This window comes from Streptomyces pseudoechinosporeus (genome assembly GCF_054783935.1).
In genome coordinates, this window is the sequence record NZ_BAAGPS010000001.1 from 291,000 (window position 1) to 309,664 (window position 18,665).

Annotated in this window: 18 protein-coding genes; 6 read left to right on the plus strand and 12 right to left on the minus strand. The window is 70.6% G+C overall.

Features of this window, described 5'->3' with window-relative positions:
- Positions 1-68: 68 nt before the first annotated feature.
- The 5 genes from ACYVO6_RS01325 to infC form a co-directional block, all read right to left on the minus strand.
- On the minus strand, positions 69-1,214 hold the full coding sequence (locus tag ACYVO6_RS01325) for a sensor histidine kinase (RefSeq protein WP_461056513.1): 1,146 nt from the start codon (positions 1,212-1,214) through the stop codon (positions 69-71).
- Between the two features lie 82 nt (positions 1,215-1,296).
- The gene (locus ACYVO6_RS01330) at positions 1,297-2,139 is read right to left on the minus strand and encodes a TrmH family RNA methyltransferase (RefSeq protein WP_461056514.1); all 843 of its coding nucleotides are present in this window, start codon (positions 2,137-2,139) and stop codon (positions 1,297-1,299) included.
- 144 nt (positions 2,140-2,283) lie between these two features.
- Positions 2,284-2,667 (minus strand): 50S ribosomal protein L20, encoded by a 384-nt coding sequence (gene rplT / locus ACYVO6_RS01335; RefSeq protein WP_033323444.1) that lies wholly within the window; start codon positions 2,665-2,667, stop codon positions 2,284-2,286.
- A gap of 97 nt (positions 2,668-2,764) precedes the next feature.
- Positions 2,765-2,959 carry a 50S ribosomal protein L35 gene (rpmI, locus tag ACYVO6_RS01340; RefSeq protein ID WP_033323442.1) on the minus strand — a complete coding sequence of 65 codons (195 nt, stop codon included), beginning with the start codon at positions 2,957-2,959 and terminating at the stop codon, positions 2,765-2,767.
- A gap of 134 nt (positions 2,960-3,093) precedes the next feature.
- Complete coding sequence (infC, locus tag ACYVO6_RS01345) at positions 3,094-3,729, minus strand: translation initiation factor IF-3 (RefSeq protein WP_344393655.1); 636 nt, start codon at positions 3,727-3,729, stop codon at positions 3,094-3,096.
- Between the two features lie 424 nt (positions 3,730-4,153).
- Here infC and ACYVO6_RS01350 point away from each other — a divergent pair, with 424 nt between their 5' ends.
- On the plus strand, positions 4,154-4,510 hold the full coding sequence (locus ACYVO6_RS01350; protein ID WP_461056515.1) for a DUF1844 domain-containing protein: 357 nt from the start codon (positions 4,154-4,156) through the stop codon (positions 4,508-4,510).
- A gap of 46 nt (positions 4,511-4,556) precedes the next feature.
- On the opposite strand, the gene ACYVO6_RS01355 is transcribed toward ACYVO6_RS01350, so the two are convergent.
- Entirely contained in the window at positions 4,557-5,288 is a 732-nt protein-coding gene (locus tag ACYVO6_RS01355) for an SseB family protein (RefSeq protein WP_461056716.1), read from the minus strand.
- 356 nt (positions 5,289-5,644) lie between these two features.
- Between ACYVO6_RS01355 and ACYVO6_RS01360 the strand changes: the two genes are divergently transcribed.
- A complete protein-coding gene (locus ACYVO6_RS01360) occupies positions 5,645-6,682 on the plus strand; it encodes a serine hydrolase (protein WP_461056516.1) in 1,038 nt (345 codons plus the stop codon).
- Here ACYVO6_RS01360 and mycP read toward each other — a convergent pair.
- On the minus strand, positions 6,679-7,908 hold the full coding sequence (gene mycP / locus ACYVO6_RS01365; RefSeq protein ID WP_461056517.1) for a type VII secretion-associated serine protease mycosin: 1,230 nt from the start codon (positions 7,906-7,908) through the stop codon (positions 6,679-6,681). The genes ACYVO6_RS01360 and mycP overlap by 4 nt on opposite strands.
- On the minus strand, positions 7,905-9,449 hold the full coding sequence (locus ACYVO6_RS01370) for a hypothetical protein (protein WP_461056518.1): 1,545 nt from the start codon (positions 9,447-9,449) through the stop codon (positions 7,905-7,907). Before ACYVO6_RS01370 ends, mycP begins: the two co-directional genes overlap by 4 nt.
- 189 nt (positions 9,450-9,638) lie before the next feature.
- Here ACYVO6_RS01370 and ACYVO6_RS01375 point away from each other — a divergent pair, with 189 nt between their 5' ends.
- Complete coding sequence (locus tag ACYVO6_RS01375; RefSeq protein ID WP_461056519.1) at positions 9,639-10,841, plus strand: amino acid deaminase/aldolase; 1,203 nt, start codon at positions 9,639-9,641, stop codon at positions 10,839-10,841.
- 25 nt (positions 10,842-10,866) lie between these two features.
- Here the strand turns inward: ACYVO6_RS01375 and ACYVO6_RS01380 are convergent, their stop codons facing one another.
- From ACYVO6_RS01380 to ACYVO6_RS01395, 4 genes are read right to left on the minus strand one after another with little or no spacing between them, the layout of a single operon-like run.
- Positions 10,867-11,838 carry a DUF2510 domain-containing protein gene (locus ACYVO6_RS01380; protein ID WP_461056520.1) on the minus strand — a complete coding sequence of 324 codons (972 nt, stop codon included), beginning with the start codon at positions 11,836-11,838 and terminating at the stop codon, positions 10,867-10,869.
- 42 nt (positions 11,839-11,880) lie between these two features.
- A complete protein-coding gene (locus ACYVO6_RS01385; RefSeq protein ID WP_461056521.1) occupies positions 11,881-12,663 on the minus strand; it encodes a 3-oxoacyl-ACP reductase in 783 nt (260 codons plus the stop codon).
- A complete protein-coding gene (locus ACYVO6_RS01390) occupies positions 12,660-14,039 on the minus strand; it encodes an aldehyde dehydrogenase family protein (RefSeq protein ID WP_461056522.1) in 1,380 nt (459 codons plus the stop codon). The genes ACYVO6_RS01385 and ACYVO6_RS01390 overlap by 4 nt, the downstream gene beginning before the upstream one ends.
- A gap of 11 nt (positions 14,040-14,050) precedes the next feature.
- A complete protein-coding gene (locus ACYVO6_RS01395; protein WP_461056523.1) occupies positions 14,051-15,415 on the minus strand; it encodes a glutamine synthetase family protein in 1,365 nt (454 codons plus the stop codon).
- A gap of 77 nt (positions 15,416-15,492) precedes the next feature.
- On the opposite strand from ACYVO6_RS01395, the gene ACYVO6_RS01400 reads away from it, so the two are divergent.
- From ACYVO6_RS01400 to ACYVO6_RS01410, 3 genes are all read left to right on the plus strand, one after another.
- Entirely contained in the window at positions 15,493-16,239 is a 747-nt protein-coding gene (locus tag ACYVO6_RS01400; RefSeq protein WP_461056524.1) for a FadR/GntR family transcriptional regulator, read from the plus strand.
- A 242-nt stretch (positions 16,240-16,481) separates the two neighbouring features.
- Positions 16,482-17,927, plus strand: coding sequence for an ethanolamine permease (eat, locus tag ACYVO6_RS01405; RefSeq protein ID WP_461056525.1), 1,446 nt, complete (start codon positions 16,482-16,484; stop codon positions 17,925-17,927).
- Positions 17,928-17,952: 25 nt separating this feature from the next.
- Positions 17,953-18,636 (plus strand): gamma-glutamyl-gamma-aminobutyrate hydrolase family protein, encoded by a 684-nt coding sequence (locus ACYVO6_RS01410; protein WP_461056526.1) that lies wholly within the window; start codon positions 17,953-17,955, stop codon positions 18,634-18,636.
- Positions 18,637-18,665: the final 29 nt, after the last annotated feature.

An 18,665-nucleotide genomic window follows, 5' to 3' on the forward strand; every position in this document is an offset into this window, starting at 1 on the left:
GTCCTCTCAGACGCCAGACCGAGAGGGGCCCCAGGGTGTGCGAATGCGCCCGTGGGGCCTCGTCGGCGTTACAGCAGATACGCCGGGGTGCCCACGGGCAACGTAAATCGGAACTGGGCGCCGCCGCCGGGGGCGCGGCCGACCGTGATGGTGCCGCCGTGGGCTTCGACGATGCCCTTGACGATGTACAGCCCGAGGCCGGTGCCGCCGCGCTTGCTGCCCCGCCAGAAGCGGGTGAAGACGCGGTTCATGGACTCCTCCGGGATGCCGGGGCCCTCGTCGCTCACCGTGACCGACGTACTGGCGCATTCCCGTTCGCGGGGCGACGGGGCGGGCTCTACGTCAATGGTGACGGTTCCCTCGCCGTGCCGCACGGCATTTTCCAGCAGGTTGCTGAGCACCTGGTCGACCTTGTCGGGGTCGGCCCACAGGTCGGGCAGCGGCTGACCGATGCGGAGCAGGAAGCGGTCGGCGGACTGGCCGGAGGCGACGTACGCCTGGATGTGCCGGCCGACGGCGACGCCGAGGTCGACGGGCTGGCGGCGCAGCTCGAGGCGCCCGGAGTCGATGCGGGAGATGTCGAGGAGCTCGGCGATCAGACGCGTGACGCGGTTGGCGTCGGCGTCGACCGTCTCCAGCATGAGCTTCTTCTGGTCGTCGGTGAACCGTTCCCACTTGGCGAGCAGTGTCGCCGTGAAGCCCTTCACGGAGGTGAGCGGCGAGCGGAGTTCATGGGCGACCGTGGCGATCAGCTCGGCGTGGCTGCGTTCGGTGCGGCGGCGGGCCTCGGTGTCGCGCAGCGAGACGACGACGCGGCGGACGGGGCCGGTGGGCGCGGTGCGTACGTACCGCGCGGAGACCAGAACCTCGCGGCCCCCGGGGAGAAGCAGGTTGCGCTCGGGCTGTCCGACGCGGATCGCGAGGCCGCCGTACGGGTCGGTCAGCTGCCACCAGCGGCGGCCTTCCAGGTCTTCTAACGGGAGCGCCCACTCCAGCTGCCGGCCGAGCGCGTCGGCGGCGGGGACGGCGGTGATCCGGGCGGCGGCGGCGTTGAAGCAGATCACGCGGCCTCGCTCGTCGGCGATCACCAGTCCGTCGGGCAGGTCGTCGGGGTCGATGCCGAGGTCGGTGAGATCACCGCGCAGGGACGCGGCTGCGCTGTGCACGTCCCGTGCTCGCAGTGCCCTTTGCGCACCGCTCGTTCCGACACTCATCCCCGTACCCCACCTCTCGGACCTGGCGAGTGGGCCCCCGAGCCCGTCACCCTACTAGCTCATAGTGACGGAACGGACCCCCTCAGGGACGTGCACCGCGGGTGCGTTGCGCACGGGCGGACGCGTAGAGACATACGGCGGCCGCGGTCGCGAGGTTCAGGCTCTCGGCCTTTCCGTGAATGGGTACGCGTACCACGGCGTCCGCCAGCGCACGCGTCTCCTCCGGCAGCCCCCACGCCTCGTTCCCGAACACCCAGGCGGTGGGCCCGCTCATGGTGCCGCGGTCGAGTTCGTCGTCCAGGTCGTGCTCACCGGCCCCGTCGGCGGCCAGTATGCGTACTCCGGCGCCCTTGAGCCCCGCGACGGCGTCCGCCACGGGCACCCCGACGGCGACGGGCAGATGGAACAGCGAACCGACCGACGCCCGCACCGCCTTGGGGTTGTAGACGTCCACGGAGGCGTCGGTGAGGACGACGGCGTCCGCTCCCGCGGCGTCCGCGCACCGCAGCACGGTTCCGGCGTTCCCGGGGTCCCGCACATGCGCCAGTACGGCGACCAGTCCGGGCCCGGCCTCGATGATCTCCTCGAACGGCGTGTCCAGGAACCGGCAGATCCCGACGAGGCCCTGCGGGGTGACGGTCGTGGAGATGTCCGCGATCACGTCCTCGTCGGCGAGGTGCACCCGGGCTCCCGCATCCCGGGCCTCCCCCACGATGTCGGCATACCGCTCCGCGGCGTCGAGAGTCACGAACAGCTCGACGAGCGTGGGCCCGGTGCCGCCCCGATGCCCGGCCGCCTCCCGCACAGCCTGCGGCCCCTCGGCGAGAAACAGCCGCTCCTTGACCCGGAAGTTCCGCTTGGCGAGCCGCCGCGCGGCGGACACACGGGCGGAGCGCGGGGAGATCAGCTCGGGGACGGATGGCATGGGTTCACCTTCGGTGGGATGGCGGAGGGGGGTTCGTGCGGTTTCTCGCCCCCGCCGCCCCCGGACACACTCGAACCCGCAGGCGCGGTGGACAGCCTGCGGGTCCGGTTGACGTTACATACGCGGCTGAAGCCGAGCGCAGCGTCACGCCGCCTTCGGCGCGTTCACGTCCGACGGCAGCGCCTTCTGCGCGACCTCGACGAGCGCAGCGAACGCGTTGGCGTCGTTGACGGCGAGGTCCGCGAGGATCTTGCGGTCGACCTCGACGTTCGCGGCCTTGAGGCCCTGGATGAAGCGGTTGTAGGTGATGCCGTTGGCGCGGGCAGCGGCGTTGATCCGCTGGATCCACAGCTGACGGAAGTCACCCTTGCGCTTCTTGCGGTCGTTGTAGTTGTAGACCAGCGAGTGGGTGACCTGCTCCTTGGCCTTGCGGTACAGGCGCGAACGCTGACCGCGGTAGCCGGAAGCCTGCTCGAGGATCGCCCGGCGCTTCTTGTGGGCGTTGACTGCCCGCTTGACGCGTGCCACTTGATTAACTCCTTGTAGCGGGGCCGTGGTTGGACTCACACGGCCCGAAATCGATTGGGTCCCGGTCAGAGATCAGGTACGCGATGCGTTCCCGACGTCACTTGCCGAGAAGCTTCTTGATCTTCTTGGCGTCGCCCGGGGCCATCTCGGCGTTACCGGTGAGGCGACGCGTCAGACGGGACGACTTGTGCTCGAGATAGTGGCGCTTGCCGGCGCGCTCACGGAGCACCTTGCCGGAGCCGGTGATCTTGAAGCGCTTGCTGGAACCGCTGTGCGACTTGTTCTTCGGCATAGCGCCGTTCTCTCCTCGTCAGTGGCGTTCCGATGCCCGGTCGTGAAACCGGGCACGGCGGAACGTCAGATGTATCGGTTGGCATCCCCGGACTCTCGTCCAGGGACCTGGACCCCAGGACCTGCGCCCTGGAATCAGGCGTCGGCGGAAGCCTCGGCCGGAGCCTCCTCGGCGACGTTCTGCGACTTGCCAGGGTTGGCCTTCGCTTCCGCCTTCCGGGCTTCCTGCGCCTGGCGGGCCTCGGCCATCGCCTCGGTCTTCTTCTTGTGCGGACCGAGAACCATGATCATGTTCCGGCCGTCCTGCTTCGGGTTCGACTCGACGAAACCGAGGTCCTGGACGTCCTCCGCGAGACGCTGCAGCAGTCGGTAGCCCAGCTCGGGCCGGGACTGCTCGCGACCACGGAACATGATCGTGATCTTGACCTTGTCGCCCTGCTTGAGGAACCGGACGACGTGACCCTTCTTGGTGTCATAGTCGTGCGGGTCGATCTTCGGCCGGAGCTTCATCTCCTTGATGACCGTGTGCGCCTGGTTCTTGCGCGCCTCACGGGCCTTCATGGCCGACTCGTACTTGAACTTCCCGTAGTCCATGAGCTTGCAGACCGGCGGACGTGCGTTCGCGGCCACCTCGACCAAGTCGAGGTCGTACTCCTGCGCAAGCTCCAGGGCCTTGGCAAGCGGAACAATTCCGACCTGCTCGCCGCTGGGACCGACAAGTCGCACCTCGGGAACGCGAATCCGGTCGTTGATGCGGGGCTCGGCGCTGATGGATCCTCCTCGGTTAGCACCACACGGCTGTCTGGCAGACAGCTCGCGTACGTCTCTTCAACTGGGACCAACCACCGGGAGCCACGAAAAATGCCCCGGACGGGACGCAGGCGGGGCTCCAATGACAACCGGAGCACCGCCGCGGTAGCCCGCGGGGCGCATATCCTGCGGCTCCATCGTCCGTACGGAACGATGGTGGCCGCCTGACCGGGTGACCCGCCGTCCCGGAGGACGGCCAGGTGGGAGATCGGAGCCTCCACTTGCGGGTCGGGCACGCTACATGTTTCCTGGCGCGTCCGACCGGTCGTTACACAAGGTTAGCAGCGCCCTCCGGAAACCGCTAATTCGGGCTAGTCGGATCTCCAGGAATCTCTGGAGACACCTGCGGTCGGGGCCGCCGGACGCCGGGCCTATCGTGTGGGGCATGAGTGACACCCCTCCTGAGAACCCCGACTTCGACGCCATGACCCGCGATATCGCCGAGGTCCCCGCGGTCGAGGTGATCGTGACGGTCGCCGTCAACCTGATGAGCGCCGCCGCCGTGAAGCTCGGTCTGACGGAGGAGGGCGAGAAGCACAAGGACCTGGACGAGGCGCGCAAGCTGGTACACGCGCTGGCCGGGCTGCTGGACGCGAGCACGACCGAGATCAGCTCCTTCCACGCGGCGCCCCTGCGCGACGGCCTGAAGTCGCTGCAGCTGGCGTTCCGCGAGGCGTCGGTCGTCCCGGACGGGCCGGGTCAGGGGCCGGGCGAGAAGTACACGGGTCCGGTCTTCGGCTGAGGCCGACTCCGGGGACGTATGAGAAACGCGAGAGACGTACGAGACTTCAGGGCCGTACGTAAAGGGGCTCGCCCGGTGGGGTCGCCTCGGTCGGCAGGAGTGCCAGGTCGAGGCCGCGTACCAGGCGGGCCCTCAGTGTGTCGTCGGCAGCCAGGCGGCGGGCGACGGAACGGGCGGTTTCGGCAGGGGTGGCGGAGGGGTCCAGTACGAGGGCGAGGGTGCCGTCGGCCTGGCCGGGGCCGAGGTGGGCGCGCAGGACGGCGGGCTCGGCGGCGACGGCGGCTCGTACGGCGTCGGTCACGGCGGGGTCGGCGAGCGGGTCCGTGCTGGTGCGGCCCTCGGCGAGGGCGAGCAGGGCGGGGCCGGTGAGTTCGTACGGCACGGGGCCGGCCACGTCGAGCACGATCGTGTCGGCCTTCTCGTGGGCGGCGGCCTGCAGGGCCTGGTGCAGGGGTACGGCGACGGGGCGGGCCGCCGGGTCCCAGCTGGCGAGCGAATCCGTGGAAGTGAAGGCGGGCAGGGCGGTCCGGGTCCCGGCCTTGAGTGTGGGGACCGCCATGTCGCTGGTCTTCTCGCGACGCAGCCCCTTCTCGTCCTCCTCGACCTCCCCGAGGACAGCTACGACGGGTACGAGGAGCCGGGCGCCCTTGAGCGCATCAAGGACCGGTGCGTGTGCGGACCGGTCCTCGGCCCAGGCCGCGAGCGCGGCGCTCAGCCGGGGGTCGGCGGAGCCGTCGTCGTCGGAGAAGCCGGAGTCGGGAATGTTCTTGTTCGCCACGGTCACCGACTCTATGCGGGTGTCACTCACGTGATTCCCGCGGGCCCGACGGCCCACACGGCCGGGTAGGCTGACTGCCGTGCGTGGCGAGACCAAGCGCGTACGCCGTGCTGATCGAGAGCCAAGACAGCACATGCACCTCCAGGTTTTGCGGTACGAACCCGGGCTGGTTTCAACCCGGCTGGTGCTGATCGTGGAAGACCTGTCGGGTCGCTGACCCGCGGGCGGCGTGAGCCAGGAATCCCCTGCTTCAGCCGGGGGAGGATTCAAGTGGCTCAGGGTTTTCTCAGCGAACGTTTACATGCTTCTGACGTGCGGCTAACCGTAGACACAGCGCCGGGCCCCAGCATCGCGGGATGGACCCGCAGAGAGTTCGTCGGCCCGGCGCCCGCCCGTCCTGGCGCAGGCCTCTCCTCTACACCGGTGTGGCCTCCATCGTGCTCGTCGGCGTCACGGCCTCCGGGTCCTCGTACGTGCGGGCGCAGGCGCCCGGCGGTCTCGTATCGTCCTCGGCAGCGCCCAGCGCGGGCACCCAGGCAGCGGAGGCATCCCGGACCCCGGAGGCGGCAGTGGAATCCGTGGCGGCGGCTGTGAGCCCGACCCCCACCCCGACTCCCACGGTGGACCGGGACGCGTTACTCGCCGAGGCGATGGAGTCCGTGGCCGTGGAGGACGGCGCTGAGGTGTCGGTGGCGGTGCTTGATCCGGAGTCCGGGGAGAGCGCGGTGTACGGGGACGGGACGTTCGACACCGCGAGCATCGTCAAGGTCGACATCCTGGCGGCGCTGTTGCTCCAGGCGCAGGATGCGGGGCGGGAGTTGACGGCGTCGGAGAAGACGTACGCCACCGTGATGATCAAGAACAGCGACAATGTGTCGGCGAGCAAGCTGTGGGACGTGATCGGGCGGGCGGAGGGTCTGGCGGCGGCGAACGAGCGGTTCGGGCTCAGCGGCACCGAGGGCGGGGACGGGGCGTTGTGGGGGCTGACGCAGACCACGGCGGTCGATCAACTCACCCTGCTTGAGCAGGTGTTCGGGGACGACTCGGAGCTGAGTGAGGCGTCGCGGGCGTATCTGCGGGGGCTGATGGGGGACATCGCGGTGGGCCAGGACTGGGGTGTGTCCGCCGTCGGATCTGACGAACCTGACGGGTCCGTCGAGCCCGATGGGTCCGCTGGGTCCGCCGGGTCCGGATTCGCCCTGAAGAACGGGTGGTTGCCGCGCAGTCAGACCGGGCTGTGGGACATCAACAGCATCGGCCGGGTGACGGTGGACGGCCACGCGTATCTCGTCGCGGCGCTGTCGAAGGGCAACTCCACGAAGGTGAAGGGGATTTCGCTGGTGGAGGCTGCGGCGAAGGCGGCGGTGTCGTCCTTGCGGGAGGCTGACGCCTAGAAGTCGTGGTGGCCAGAAGTCGTGGTGAATTCGTGGTGGCGTGGTCCGCGGCGGCCGCGCCACAGGACGACCGCGCCGATCAGGAGCACCCCGCCGATGCCGCCCGCGACGGGCCCCGCCCAGCCGGTCGAGGAGTCGTCGTCCGGGGTGTCCGGGCCCGAGCCGAAGTACTTGTCGCCGTACGCGGCCGAGCTCAGCCCCTCCGGCTTGAGCTTGCCGCCCTGCTCGATGGCGGCCGCGGGGTCGACGAAGCCGAAGCCGCGGGAGTCGTCGCGGCCGCCGCTGGGGGCGTTGCGGGCCGTGTCCTCCAGGAGCTCCTTGATCTGGGCCGGGGCCAGGTTCGGATGGGCGGCGCGGATGAGGGCGACGGCGCCGGAGACGAAGGCCGAGGCGGCGCTGGTGCCCCAGCCTTCGTAGTACTTGCGGTCCGGGTCGGCGATGACGACGTCGACGCCGGGTGCGCTGACGGTGGCGTACCAGCGGCGGGTGGAGAACGAGGCGCGGGTGCCGTACTTGTCGACGGCGGTGGCGGCGATGACGCCCGGGTAGGCGGCCGGGTACGAGATGTGGTCGCCCTTCTCGCCGCCGTTTCCGGCCGAGGCTACGACGACGGAGCCCTTCTTCAGGGCGTACTGCACGGCGGCGTCCTCGGTGGCCTCGGGGTGGGCGGACTTGGAGTCGTCGCCGAGGGAGAGGTTGATGACGTCGGCGCCGTGGTCGGCGGCCCAGCGGATGCCTTCGGCGAGGGCGTTGCCGCGGGTGTTGCGGGCCTTGCCGCGGGCCGAGTCGCCGTCTTCGAGGATCACGCGGACGGGGAGGATCTTGGCCTCGGGGGCGATGCCCATGACTCCGTCGGCGTTGCCGGGGCCGTGTCCGTGGCCGGCGATGATGCCGGCCATCGCGGTGCCGTGGCGGGCCCAGGCACGGTCGCCGCGGCCGGCGCCGAAACCGACCATGTCCTTGCCGGTGAGGACGTTGTCGGCGAGGTCCGGGTGCTGGGCGTCGACGCCCGTGTCGAGGACGGCGACGGTGATGCCCTCGCCCTTCGTCGTCTGCCAGGCCTGCTTGGCGCGCATCGCGTCCAGGGCCCACTGCTTGGCGCGTATGCCGTCGGCGTGCGCGGTGGTGGGCGGGACGAGGGCGAGCGATGCGGCGAGGAGGGCGGCGAGGACGCCGGTCCTGCGGGCGCCGCCCAAGCCTGTGTTCTTACGGGCCTTACGGGTCATGACGGCTTCTCCGTGGCCGAGTTGACGGTTTTGCGGAGACCACGCTCGATGCGGTCGGCGAGGCCTTGTGCGTCGTGGCCGAGGCCCGCCTGGGCGGGCGGTGTGGTGGCGTCGGTCTTCATGGCGTCCTCGGCGGGCTGCGGCTCGGTGACAGCGCGGCCGTCGGCGAAGCCGGAGACGGCGTAGACGACCACGGGGGCGTCGGTCAGGACCGACACCGTCCACGACGCGCGCTGGTCGTCGCCGAAACCGGCGGCGACGGTGCCCTTCGCCGCGTACGGGCGGGGCATCAGGTCGCGCCGCCCATCGAGCCCCTCGTCCTCGAACTGGCTGCTCAGCACACCCATGGCCGCGGAGTCCGCCTTGGTGAACAGGAGGCCGACGGTGGTGACATGGCTGCGGGTCGCGTCCGTGTACGTCGCGCGCAGGAGGCGCAGGCAGCCGGCCGGGGCGAGGGCCTTGCGCAGGAGCGGGTCGAAGGCGTCCGCGCAACCGCTGTCCGGGGCGACGGCGATACGGGTCCAGGTACGGTCGGCTCCGCCGGGACCCGCACCCTCTCCCGCCACGGTCGGCGGAAAGAGCTCGTCCACAGGGACGCTGTGCCAGAGATCCCCGGCCGCCGTGAACGAGTCCCGCGCCCCGGCGTCCCCTCCACCGTCCCCGGTCAGCCAACTCCCGGTCACCGCACCCCCGATGAGCCCGAGCCCGAGTACGACACAGGCCGCAGCAGCCGCGACCCGGGGCCGGACCCGGGCCCCTATGGGCCGCAGCCGCGTGGTGTCGTCGTCGTACGTGTCCGGGGGTGCGAGCGAGACGAAGGGGCGTCCGGCGGGAGCGCCAGTTGGCGCCGAGGCCGGTTTCGACGGGGGATCGGCGGGCGGCTCGGCGGGAATGGGACGAAGCCGTCTCGTGACCTCACTGAAGGCTTCCTCGGGCACGCCCGCCCGTTGGGGCGGCACGACCGGAGGCGCCGGCACACTCGGCCTCGGCGGCGCGAAGGGCCGCTGGGGAAAGCCGGGGGCCACCCGCTGGGGAGTGACTGTCGCCTTCGGCTCGGTGGCGGGGGGCGGCGGCACGAGTGGGCCATCGCCGTTCCTGGTGGTCGAGCGCGGCTCGGTGGCCGGGCGCGGTGGGACGTCCGGGCTCTCGACGCGCGGCAGGGAACCGGTCGCCGGAGGTGGCGTGTCCGGGAAGCGGGCCGAGGCGGGCGGAGGCGGTGGCGTTACTGGGGGCCGCTGCTGGCCGTCGATGGGCCGGAGGTCCGGGAAACGGAGTGGACCGACCGGCGGGGTCTCGCGATCGTCGCCCTCCTCGAAGGCTCGGCGACCGTCCTCGTCGAACCCACGTGCCGGAGCCGCCCCACTCCCGGGCAGCGCCCCCGCGATGCCGGACCGCCGCGGCGAGCCTTCGGGGGCGCGTCTCGGCAGCGGGCCCGTCGTTCCGGCTTCCTCGGGGGCCGCCTCGGAGGGCTGGTCCGCCGGTGTGCCCGGCGGAGTCGACGGGCGTGGGGGGACGGGAGTACGACGCGCTTCCGTGCTCAATGCACCCCCCGTTTCCTCATACTCGGGCAACCGGCCCGCCAAAGGAACTCCTCCCGGACCGTTCCCTTTCTGCGTGCGCGTCACTCTACGGGCTGACACTGTGCGAGTGGGAACCAGTACGCGGGCCCGCGGCATCTGCCCGGAACGTCCCCCTACCCTGCGGTAATCACGTCTGGCAGGCTTCGGGGCATGACTGGCCGCAGCGCAGACCGGGCCCGCTACGACCGGGCCACCGCTCACCTCGACGCCCCCGTCGCGATCGTGGACCTGGAGGCCTTCGACGCCAACGCGGAGGATCTCGCACGGAGAGCGGCAGGCAAGCCCCTACGCGTCGCGAGCAAATCCGTACGCTGCCGGGCCCTTCTCGAACGCGTCCTGGCCCGGGACGGCTTCGCCGGGATCATGTCGTTCACCCTCGACGAGTCGCTGTGGCTGGCCCGTTCCGGATTCGAGGACGTACTGCTCGCCTACCCGTCCGCCGACCGCAAGGCGTACGCGGAACTGGCGGGCGACCCCAAACTCGCGGCCTCCGTCACCGTCATGGTCGACGACCCGGCCCAGCTGAAGCTGATCGACGACGCCCGGGACGGCGGACGCGAAGTGGTGCGCGTCTGCCTGGAGTTGGACACCTCGCTGAAGCTGCTCGGCGGGCGGGTGCGCGTCGGCGCCCGCCGTTCGCCCCTGCACTCCCCCGCCCAGGTCGCCGAGATGGCCCGCGCGGTGGCCCGGCGGCCCGGTTTCCGGCTGGTGGGGATCATGGCGTACGAGGGACACATCGCCGGTGTCGGCGACGCCCTGCGCGGACGGCCGCTGCGCTCGCGTGCCATCCGGCTGATGCAGGCCGCGGCCCGCAGGGAGCTGGCCCAGCGGCGCGGAGAGGTCGTGCGTGCGGTACGGGCCGTGGCGCCGGACCTGGAGTTCGTCAACGGCGGCGGCACGGGCAGCGTCCAGCACACCGCCGCCGAGGACTCCGTCACCGAGATCGCGGCAGGATCGGGGCTCTATGTCCCGCGTCTCTTCGACAACTACACCTCGTTCAGCGGGCGTCCGGCCGCGCTCTTCGCCCAGCCCGTCGTCCGCAGGCCTGGCGTGGGTGTCGTGACCGTCCTCGGCGGCGGCTACCCGGCCTCGGGTGCGGCGGGACTCGACCGGCTGCCCGAGCCGTACCTCCCCGAAGGGCTGCGGTACGACCCTCAGGAGGGAGCCGGCGAGGTACAGACACCGCTGCTCGGCTCCCCCGCCGACGATCTGCTGATCGGCGACAAGGTGTGGTTCCGGCACGCCAAGGCCGGTGAACTGTGCGAGCGGTTCGAGGTGCTGCACCTCGTGGAGGGCGAGACGGTGACGGCGACGGTTCCGACGTATCGAGGAGAAGGCCACACCTTCCTGTAGCCGTATTCGCCATTTGCCGTACGCGCTACTGCGTGGGACCGACGCTGCTGCCCACCCCTCCGCTCGTGTCCCCGTCGCCCACCGGCCGGATCCCCTTGGTGATCTTGTCCATGTCGGTGAGCGGCGGCCCGTCCTGACCGGCGTCGAACACGAACCGCACCATGACCGGTGCCTGGGAGCCGACGCTGGACGGGAACGCCAGCGACTGGACGTAACCCCCGGGCCCTTTCTCGGTCTTGACCTGCCAGCGCACGAAGTACCCGGTGCGGCCCGCGACCGCGACCGGCCCCTGCTTGACCAGCTTCTTGGACGTGATGCCGCCGTAGGGACGGCGGTCGAGCTGGTCGCGGTCGTACGCCTGGTCCGCCGCCTCCGAGATGTCGTCCTTGGCGAGCGCCTCGGGGGACTTCTCGTCGTTCGCGGTCACCGTGCGCGAGATGACCCTGCCGTGGCGGCACAGTCCGTCGTCGCCCGGGCAGGTGTAGGTGTCGGGCGTGGTCAGGACGACGTTGTCCTCGGCGACGTACTGGGGTCTGACCCAGCCGTCGAGGAGCGGGAAGGTGATGCCGTTGAGGTCGTCCACGACCACGGAGGGGTCGTCGGCCGACGGTTCGGAGGTGGACTCCGAGGGCGTGGGCGAAGGCGGGTCGCCAGCGGGCGCGGACGACTCGGGCGCCGGGGTGGTGTTCGCCTCCGGGGAGCCGTCGTCCCGGTTCAGGACGACGGCTCCGGTGACGATCGCGGCGACCAGGACAGCTGCCGCGGCGACCATGGCGATGACCTTCGCACGGCCGGAGCCGCCGGGTGCGGGGGCGAACCCTGGCTGCGCCAAGGGCTGTTGGGGCACGCCGGGCTGCATCCCTGGCTGCGCCGTGGGCTGTTGAGGTTGCGCTTCGGGGGCGCGCATGTGCTCGGTCCACCTGGTGCCGTCCCACCAGCGCTCGACATGCGGCGCCGAGGGATCGCGGTACCAACCGGGCGAGGGCGTCATGCTCATTCCGGCACTGTAAGCGCCCCTCCACCGTCAGTACACGGCCGTCTACATAGGCGTGACATACGCCCCCGCGATCCCGCCGTCCACCAGGAAGTCGGTGGCGTTCACGAAGGACGAGTCGTCGCTGGCGAGGAAGGCGACCGCAGCGGCGAGCTCCTCGGCCTCCGCGAACCGTCCGACCGGGATGTGCACGAGACGGCGCGCGGCCCGCTCCGGGTCCTTGGCGAACAGCTCCTGCAGGAGCGGGGTGTTGACCGGCCCGGGGCACAGGGCGTTGACGCGGATGCCCTCGCGGGCGAACTGCACGCCCAGTTCGCGGGACATGGCGAGGACGCCGCCCTTGGAGGCGGTGTACGAGATCTGGGAGGTCGCCGCACCCATCCGGGCCACGAACGACGCCGTGTTGATGATGGAACCCTTGCCCTGGCGCCGCATGTAGGGGATCGCGGCCTTGCAGCACAGGTACACGGAGGTGAGGTTGACCTCCTGGACCCGCTTCCAGGCCTCGAGGCCCGTCTCCAGGATGGAGTCGTCGTCGGGCGGCGAGATGCCCGCGTTGTTGAAGGCGATGTCGACCGAGCCATACGTCTCGTACGCCGTCCTGAACAGCGCCTCGACCTGCTCGGGGTCGGTGACGTCGACCTTCACGAAGATCCCGCCCACCTCCTCGGCGGCCCCCTTGCCGCGCTGCTCGTCCACGTCTCCGCAGACGACATGGGCGCCCTCGGAGGCGAGGCGGCGCGCGGTGGCGAGGCCGATGCCGCTGCCGGCACCGGTGATGACGGCGGTGCGGCCAACGAGGCGGCGGCAGATGGTTTCGTCAGTCACTGTGCGGGGCCCTCCGTGCTGATGAAGACGTTCTTGGTCTCGGTGAAGGCGGTGAGCGCGTCCGGGCCGAGCTCGCGGCCGAGCCCGGACTGCTTGTAGCCGCCGAACGGGGTCCAATAGCGGACGCTGGCATGGGAGTTGACGGACAGGTTCCCGGCGCGTACGGCCTGGGACACGCGCAGCGCCCGGCCGACGTCCCGGGTCCAGATGGAGCCGGAGAGTCCGTACTCGGTGGCGTTGGCGAGCCGGATCGCGTCCGCCTCGTCCTCGAAGGGCAGCACGACGGCGACCGGTCCGAAGACCTCCTCGACGGCCACGCGCGCGTGGGGCTCGATTCCGGTCAGGACGGTGGGCGGGAACCAGAAGCCGGGGCCTTCGGGGGCGCTGCCGCGGATGCCTCGCAGATCGTCGGCGACGTATGAACGTACGCGCTCCAGCTGGGCCTTGGAGATCAGCGGGCCCATCGTGGTCTTCTCGTCGGCCGGGTCGCCGACGAGGACGGACTCGACGGCGGGGGCGAGGAGTTCGAGGAAGCGGTCGTACGCCGTGCGCTGGACGAGGATGCGGGTGCGGGCGCAGCAGTCCTGGCCGGAGTTGTCGAGGAAGGACATGGGGGTGGCCGCGGCGGCGGCTTCGATGTCGGAGTCGGCGAAGACGATGTTGGGGCTCTTGCCACCGAGTTCGAGGGTGACGGGCTTCAGGAGCGCCGAGCCCTTGGCCAACACCTGTTTGCCCACGGCCGTTGACCCGGTGAAGACGATTTTCGCGACTCCGAGATGCTCGACGAGCGCGTTGCCCGCGACGGAACCCACGCCCGGGAGTACCTGGAAAAGCCCCTCGGGAAGCCCGGCCTCCAGGGCGAGTTCGGCCAGCCGCAGCGCCGTCAGCGGGGTCGTCTCGGCGGGCTTGAGGATGACGGCGTTGCCCGCCGCGAGCGCGGGAGCGGTGCCCCAGGCCGCGATGGGCATCGGGAAGTTCCAGGGCGCGATCACGCCCACGACCCCGAGGGGTTCGAGGATCGTGACGTCGAGCCCGCCGGCGACGGGGATCTGCCGCCCGGTCAGCCGCTCCACTCCCCCGGCGGCGTAGTCGAGCAGATCGCGTACGTTGCCGGCTTCCCAGCGGGCGTTGCCGATGGTGTGCCCGGCCTCCCGCACCTCCAACTGGGCGAGTTCCTCGAGGTGTTCGTCGACGGCGACGGCGAAGCGGCGCAGCAGCCGGGCCCGCTCGCCCGGTGCGAGGGCGGCCCACCGGGACTGCGCCTTTGCCGCCCGTACGACGGCGGAGTCGACGTCCTCGGCGCCGGCGGCCGGGACGGTGGCGATGACCTCCTCCGTCGCCGGATTGAGGACCTGGAGCTCATGCTCGTACGACACGGACAGACCTCTCACATGCGTTCGAAGGAGCGGCGCAGCTCCCAGTCGGTCACCGCGGCGTCGAAGGCCTGGAGTTCGACGCGGGCCATGTTGCGGTAGTGGGCGACGACCTCGTCCCCGAAGGCGGCCTTGGCGATGGGGCTGTTCTCCCAGAGCTCGGCGGCCTCGTGCAGGGTGGTGGGGACGTGCTCGTACTCGCCGGTGTACGCGTTCCCGGCGCACGCCTCCGGCAGCTCCAGTTTCTGCTCGATGCCGTACAGACCGGCCGCGACGAGTCCCGCGACGGCCAGGTACGGATTGACGTCGCCGCCGGGCAGCCGGTTCTCGAAGCGCATCGAGCGGCCGTGGCCGACCACACGCAGGGAGCAGGTGCGGTTGTCGTAGCCCCAGGCGGCGGCGGTCGGCGCGAAGGAGCCGGGCTGGAATCTCTTGTACGAGTTGATGTTGGGCGCGTACAGCAGGGAGAAGTCCCTGAGTGCGGCCAGTTGTCCGGCGAGGAAGTGCCGCATCACGTCGGACATGCCGCCGGGCCCGTCGCCGGCCATGGCGTTGCGGCCGTCCTTGTCGGCGAGCGAGAGGTGGATGTGGCAGGAGTTGCCCTCGCGCTCGTTGTACTTCGCCATGAAGGTGAGCGAGACGCCCTCCTGTGCGGCGATCTCCTTGGCGCCCGTCTTGTAGATGGCGTGCTGATCGCAGGTGACCAGGGCCTCGTCGTACTTGAACGCGATCTCGTGCTGCCCGGGATTGCACTCGCCCTTGGCGGACTCGACGATCAGCCCGGCGGCTTGCATCTCATTGCGAATACGCCGCAGCAGGGGCTCGATACGGCCCGTGCCCAGCACCGAGTAGTCGATGTTGTACTGGTTCGCCGGGGTCAGCCCCCGGTAGTTGGCGTCCCAGGCCTGTTCGTAGGTGTCCTTGAAGACGATGAACTCCAGCTCGGTGCCGACCTGCGCGGTGTAGCCGAGCTCGGCGAGGCGCTCCAGCTGGCGGCGGAGGATCTGGCGGGGCGCGGCGACGACGGGTGCGTCGTTGTTCCAGGCCAGGTCGGCGATGAGCATGGCCGTACCGGCGTTCCACGGCACCTTGCGCAACGTACTGAGATCCGGACGCATGGCGAAGTCGCCGTAGCCGCGGTCCCAGGAGGACATCTCGTACCCGTCGACCGTGTTCATCTCGGTGTCGACCGCGAGGAGGTAGTTGCATCCCTCCGTACCGTGCTGGAGGACATCGTCCAGGAAGAAGCGCGCGGCGAACCGCTTGCCCTGAAGTCGCCCCTGCATGTCCGGGAAGGCCAGGACGACAGTGTCGATCTCGCCACTCGCGACAAGCGCGTGCAACTCCTCGACGCTGAGGGGTGGTGTGCGATGGGCCACGGGAAAGGCCTCCTTCGGTCGGCCGAGAGCCATAAGGTATTGCCGAGAACCATTGCTTGGGAAGGGGGCACGGCCATATGACGCAGCCGGATGCGCACGGCGTGAACGACCGGCCGAGCGATCAGCTGGCACCCGTCCTGCGGCCGGTCCGCGCGGGCAACGGCTTCGAGGAGGCACTGGAGCAGATCCTCCAGGTGGTCCGGCTCGGCCTGGTGCCCGGTGGTGAACGGCTGCCCGCCGAGCGGGAGTTGGCGGAGCGGCTCGGGATCAGCCGGGTGACGCTGCGCGAGGTGCTGAAGGTGCTCCAGGACCAGGGCCTTGTCGAGTCGCGGCGCGGGCGGTACGGCGGCACGTTCGTCCGGCCCAGGGCCGAGGCGCCCGGCGAGGCCGAGTTGCGCCGCCGGGTCGAGGGCGTGGACATCGAGGACGTACTGCGCTTCCGCGAGGTCCTGGAGGTGGGCGCGGCCGGCCTCTGCGCGACCCATGGCCTGTCCGCCGACCAGTCCGCGCGCCTGCGTGACGCCCTCGCCCGCACCCATGACGCGCCGCTCGCGGAGTACCGGCGCCTCGACACGCTCCTCCACCTCACGCTCACCGAACTGTGCGGCTCCCCGAGCCTCACCGCCCAGTACGCGGCCGTACGCGCGACCGTGAACGACCTCCTCGACTGCATCCCGCTCCTGGTACGGAACCTGGAGCATTCCCAGCAGCAGCACACCGCGATCGTCGAGGCGGTGCTCGACGGGGACGCGGACGGTGCGCGGGAGATGATGCGCGAGCACTGCGCGGGCACGGCGGCCCTGCTGCGCGGCTTCCTCACGTGACGCGCCACCTGAACGCCAGGGCCGACGCCGGTGACGCGGCTTCGGGACCCATGCCGCGCACCACGGCCTCCCGGCGCGAGACCGATTAACGGGCTCGTAACGCACAGCTATTGCTTTCTGGCCCCGCCGCCCGCAAAGGTGTGGATCCGTTCCATTGTGTGTCCCACCGCTGCCGGGGTCTTTCCTCTGCCCCCGGGGCCCCCTTCCGCCCGAGCGTCCGCCGCCCTGTGGGGAGTCCGCCCATGTCCCTCGATTCCACCAAACCACCCGCCACCTCGGAGGCGGACGACTATCTGGAGCGCAGGACCCTGCGCCGGGGCAGCGCCGGCTGGCTGCTGCTCACCGGACTCGGTGTCGCGTACGTCGTCTCCGGCGACTACTCCGGCTGGAACTTCGGACTCGCTGAGGGCGGCTTCGGCGGCCTCGGGATCGCCATGGTCCTCATGGGCCTGATGTACACGTGCATGGTCTTCGCGCTCGCCGAGCTGTCCTCCATCCTGCCCACGGCGGGCGGCGGCTACGGCTTCGCGCGCCGGGCCCTCGGGCCCTGGGGCGGTTTCCTGACCGGCACGGCGATCCTCATCGAGTACATCCTCGCGCCCGCCGCCATCTCCATCTTCATCGGCGACTACGTCGAGTCGCTGGGCCTGTTCGGGCTCACCTCCGGCTGGCCGGTGTACCTGGCCTGCTTCGTGATCTTCATCGGCATCCACCTGTGGGGCGTCGGTGAGGCGCTGCGCTTCAGCTTCGTCGTCACGGGGATCGCGGTGGTGGCACTGCTGGTGTTCGCGGTCGGCGCGTTCCCGGACTTCGACGCCTCGAATCTCGACGACATCGCGGTGGACGAGAGTGCCTTCGGGTCCAGCTCCTGGCTGCCCATGGGGCTGCTGGGCATCTGGGCCGCCTTCCCGTTCGGCATGTGGTTCTTCCTGGGGGTCGAGGGCGTGCCGCTCGCGGCCGAGGAGACCAAGGACCCGGCGCGTACGCTGCCGAAGGCGATCCGCTGGTCGATGGCCATCCTGGTGGTCCTGGCACTGCTCACCTTCTTCGCCTCCGCCGGGGCGCGCGGCTCGGACGCCATCCAGGAAGCGGGTAACCCACTCGTCGAAGCGCTCCAGCCCGACGGTGAGGCGACGACGCTGAGCCGGATCGTCAACTACGCGGGTCTCGCGGGCCTGGTCGCGTCGTTCTTCTCCCTGATCTACGCCGGCTCGCGTCAGCTCTTCGCGCTCTCGCGGGCCGGCTACCTGCCCCGCTTCCTGTCCCTGACGAGCAGCCGTAAGGCCCCCTACCTGGGCCTGCTGGTGCCGGGCGCGATCGGCTTCGCACTGGCCGCGGCCACGGGCAACGGCGCGCGCATGCTGAACGTGGCGGTCTTCGGCGCCACCATCTCGTACGCGTTGATGTCGCTCTCGCACATCGTGCTGCGCCGCCGCGAACCGGACCTCGAGCGGCCGTACCGTACGCCGGGCGGTGTGCTGACGTCCTCGGTGGCGCTGGTGCTGGCGTGTTCCGCGCTGGTGGCGACGTTCCTGGTGGACGTGACGGCGGCGGTCATCGCGCTCGCGGTCTACGTGGTGGCGGTCGCCTACTTCGGCCTCTACAGCCGCAAGCATCTGGTGGCGAAGGCACCGGAGGAGGAATTCGCGGCGCTGGCGGCCGCCGAGGCAGAGTTGGAGCGGAACTGATCCAGGAGAGCACGAAAAGGGGTTCATGGTGGGCGGCAGGCCGCTGATCGGAGTCAGTACGTATCTGGAGTCCGCGCGCTGGGGTGTGTGGGAGCTGGAGGCGGCGCTGCTGCCCGTCGGGTACCCGCGGCTGGTGCGGGACGCGGGCGGGCTGGCCGCGATGCTGCCCCCTGACGATCCCGCGTACGCCGCCGCGGCCGTGGCCCGGCTCGACGGGCTGGTGATCGCGGGCGGCCCGGATGTGGATCCGGCACGGTACGGCGCCGTGCGCGGGCCTCGTACGGGGCCCGAGGCCCGCGAGCGGGACAGCTGGGAACTCGCCCTGATCGACGCAGCGTTGGCCTCCGGCACTCCGCTGCTGGGGATCTGCCGCGGGATGCAGCTTCTGAACGTCGCCCTCGGGGGGACGCTCGTGCAGCACATCGAGGGGCATGCCGAGGTCGTGGGCGTCTTCGGCCACCACACCGTGAAGCCGGTCCCTGGCACCCTCTACGCCGGCCTGGTGCCCGAGGAGACCTCAGTCCCCACCTACCACCACCAGTCCGTGGACCACCTCGGCTCCGGCCTCACGGCTTCGGCCCACGCACCGGACGGAACGGTGGAGGCGCTGGAACTCTCGGGTCCGGGCTGGGTGTTGGGGGTTCAGTGGCATCCGGAGATGGGGGACGACGTTCGGGTGATGGAGGGGCTGATCCGCGCCTGCATCTGACCGGGTGCCTCCATTGGAATGCTCGGTCC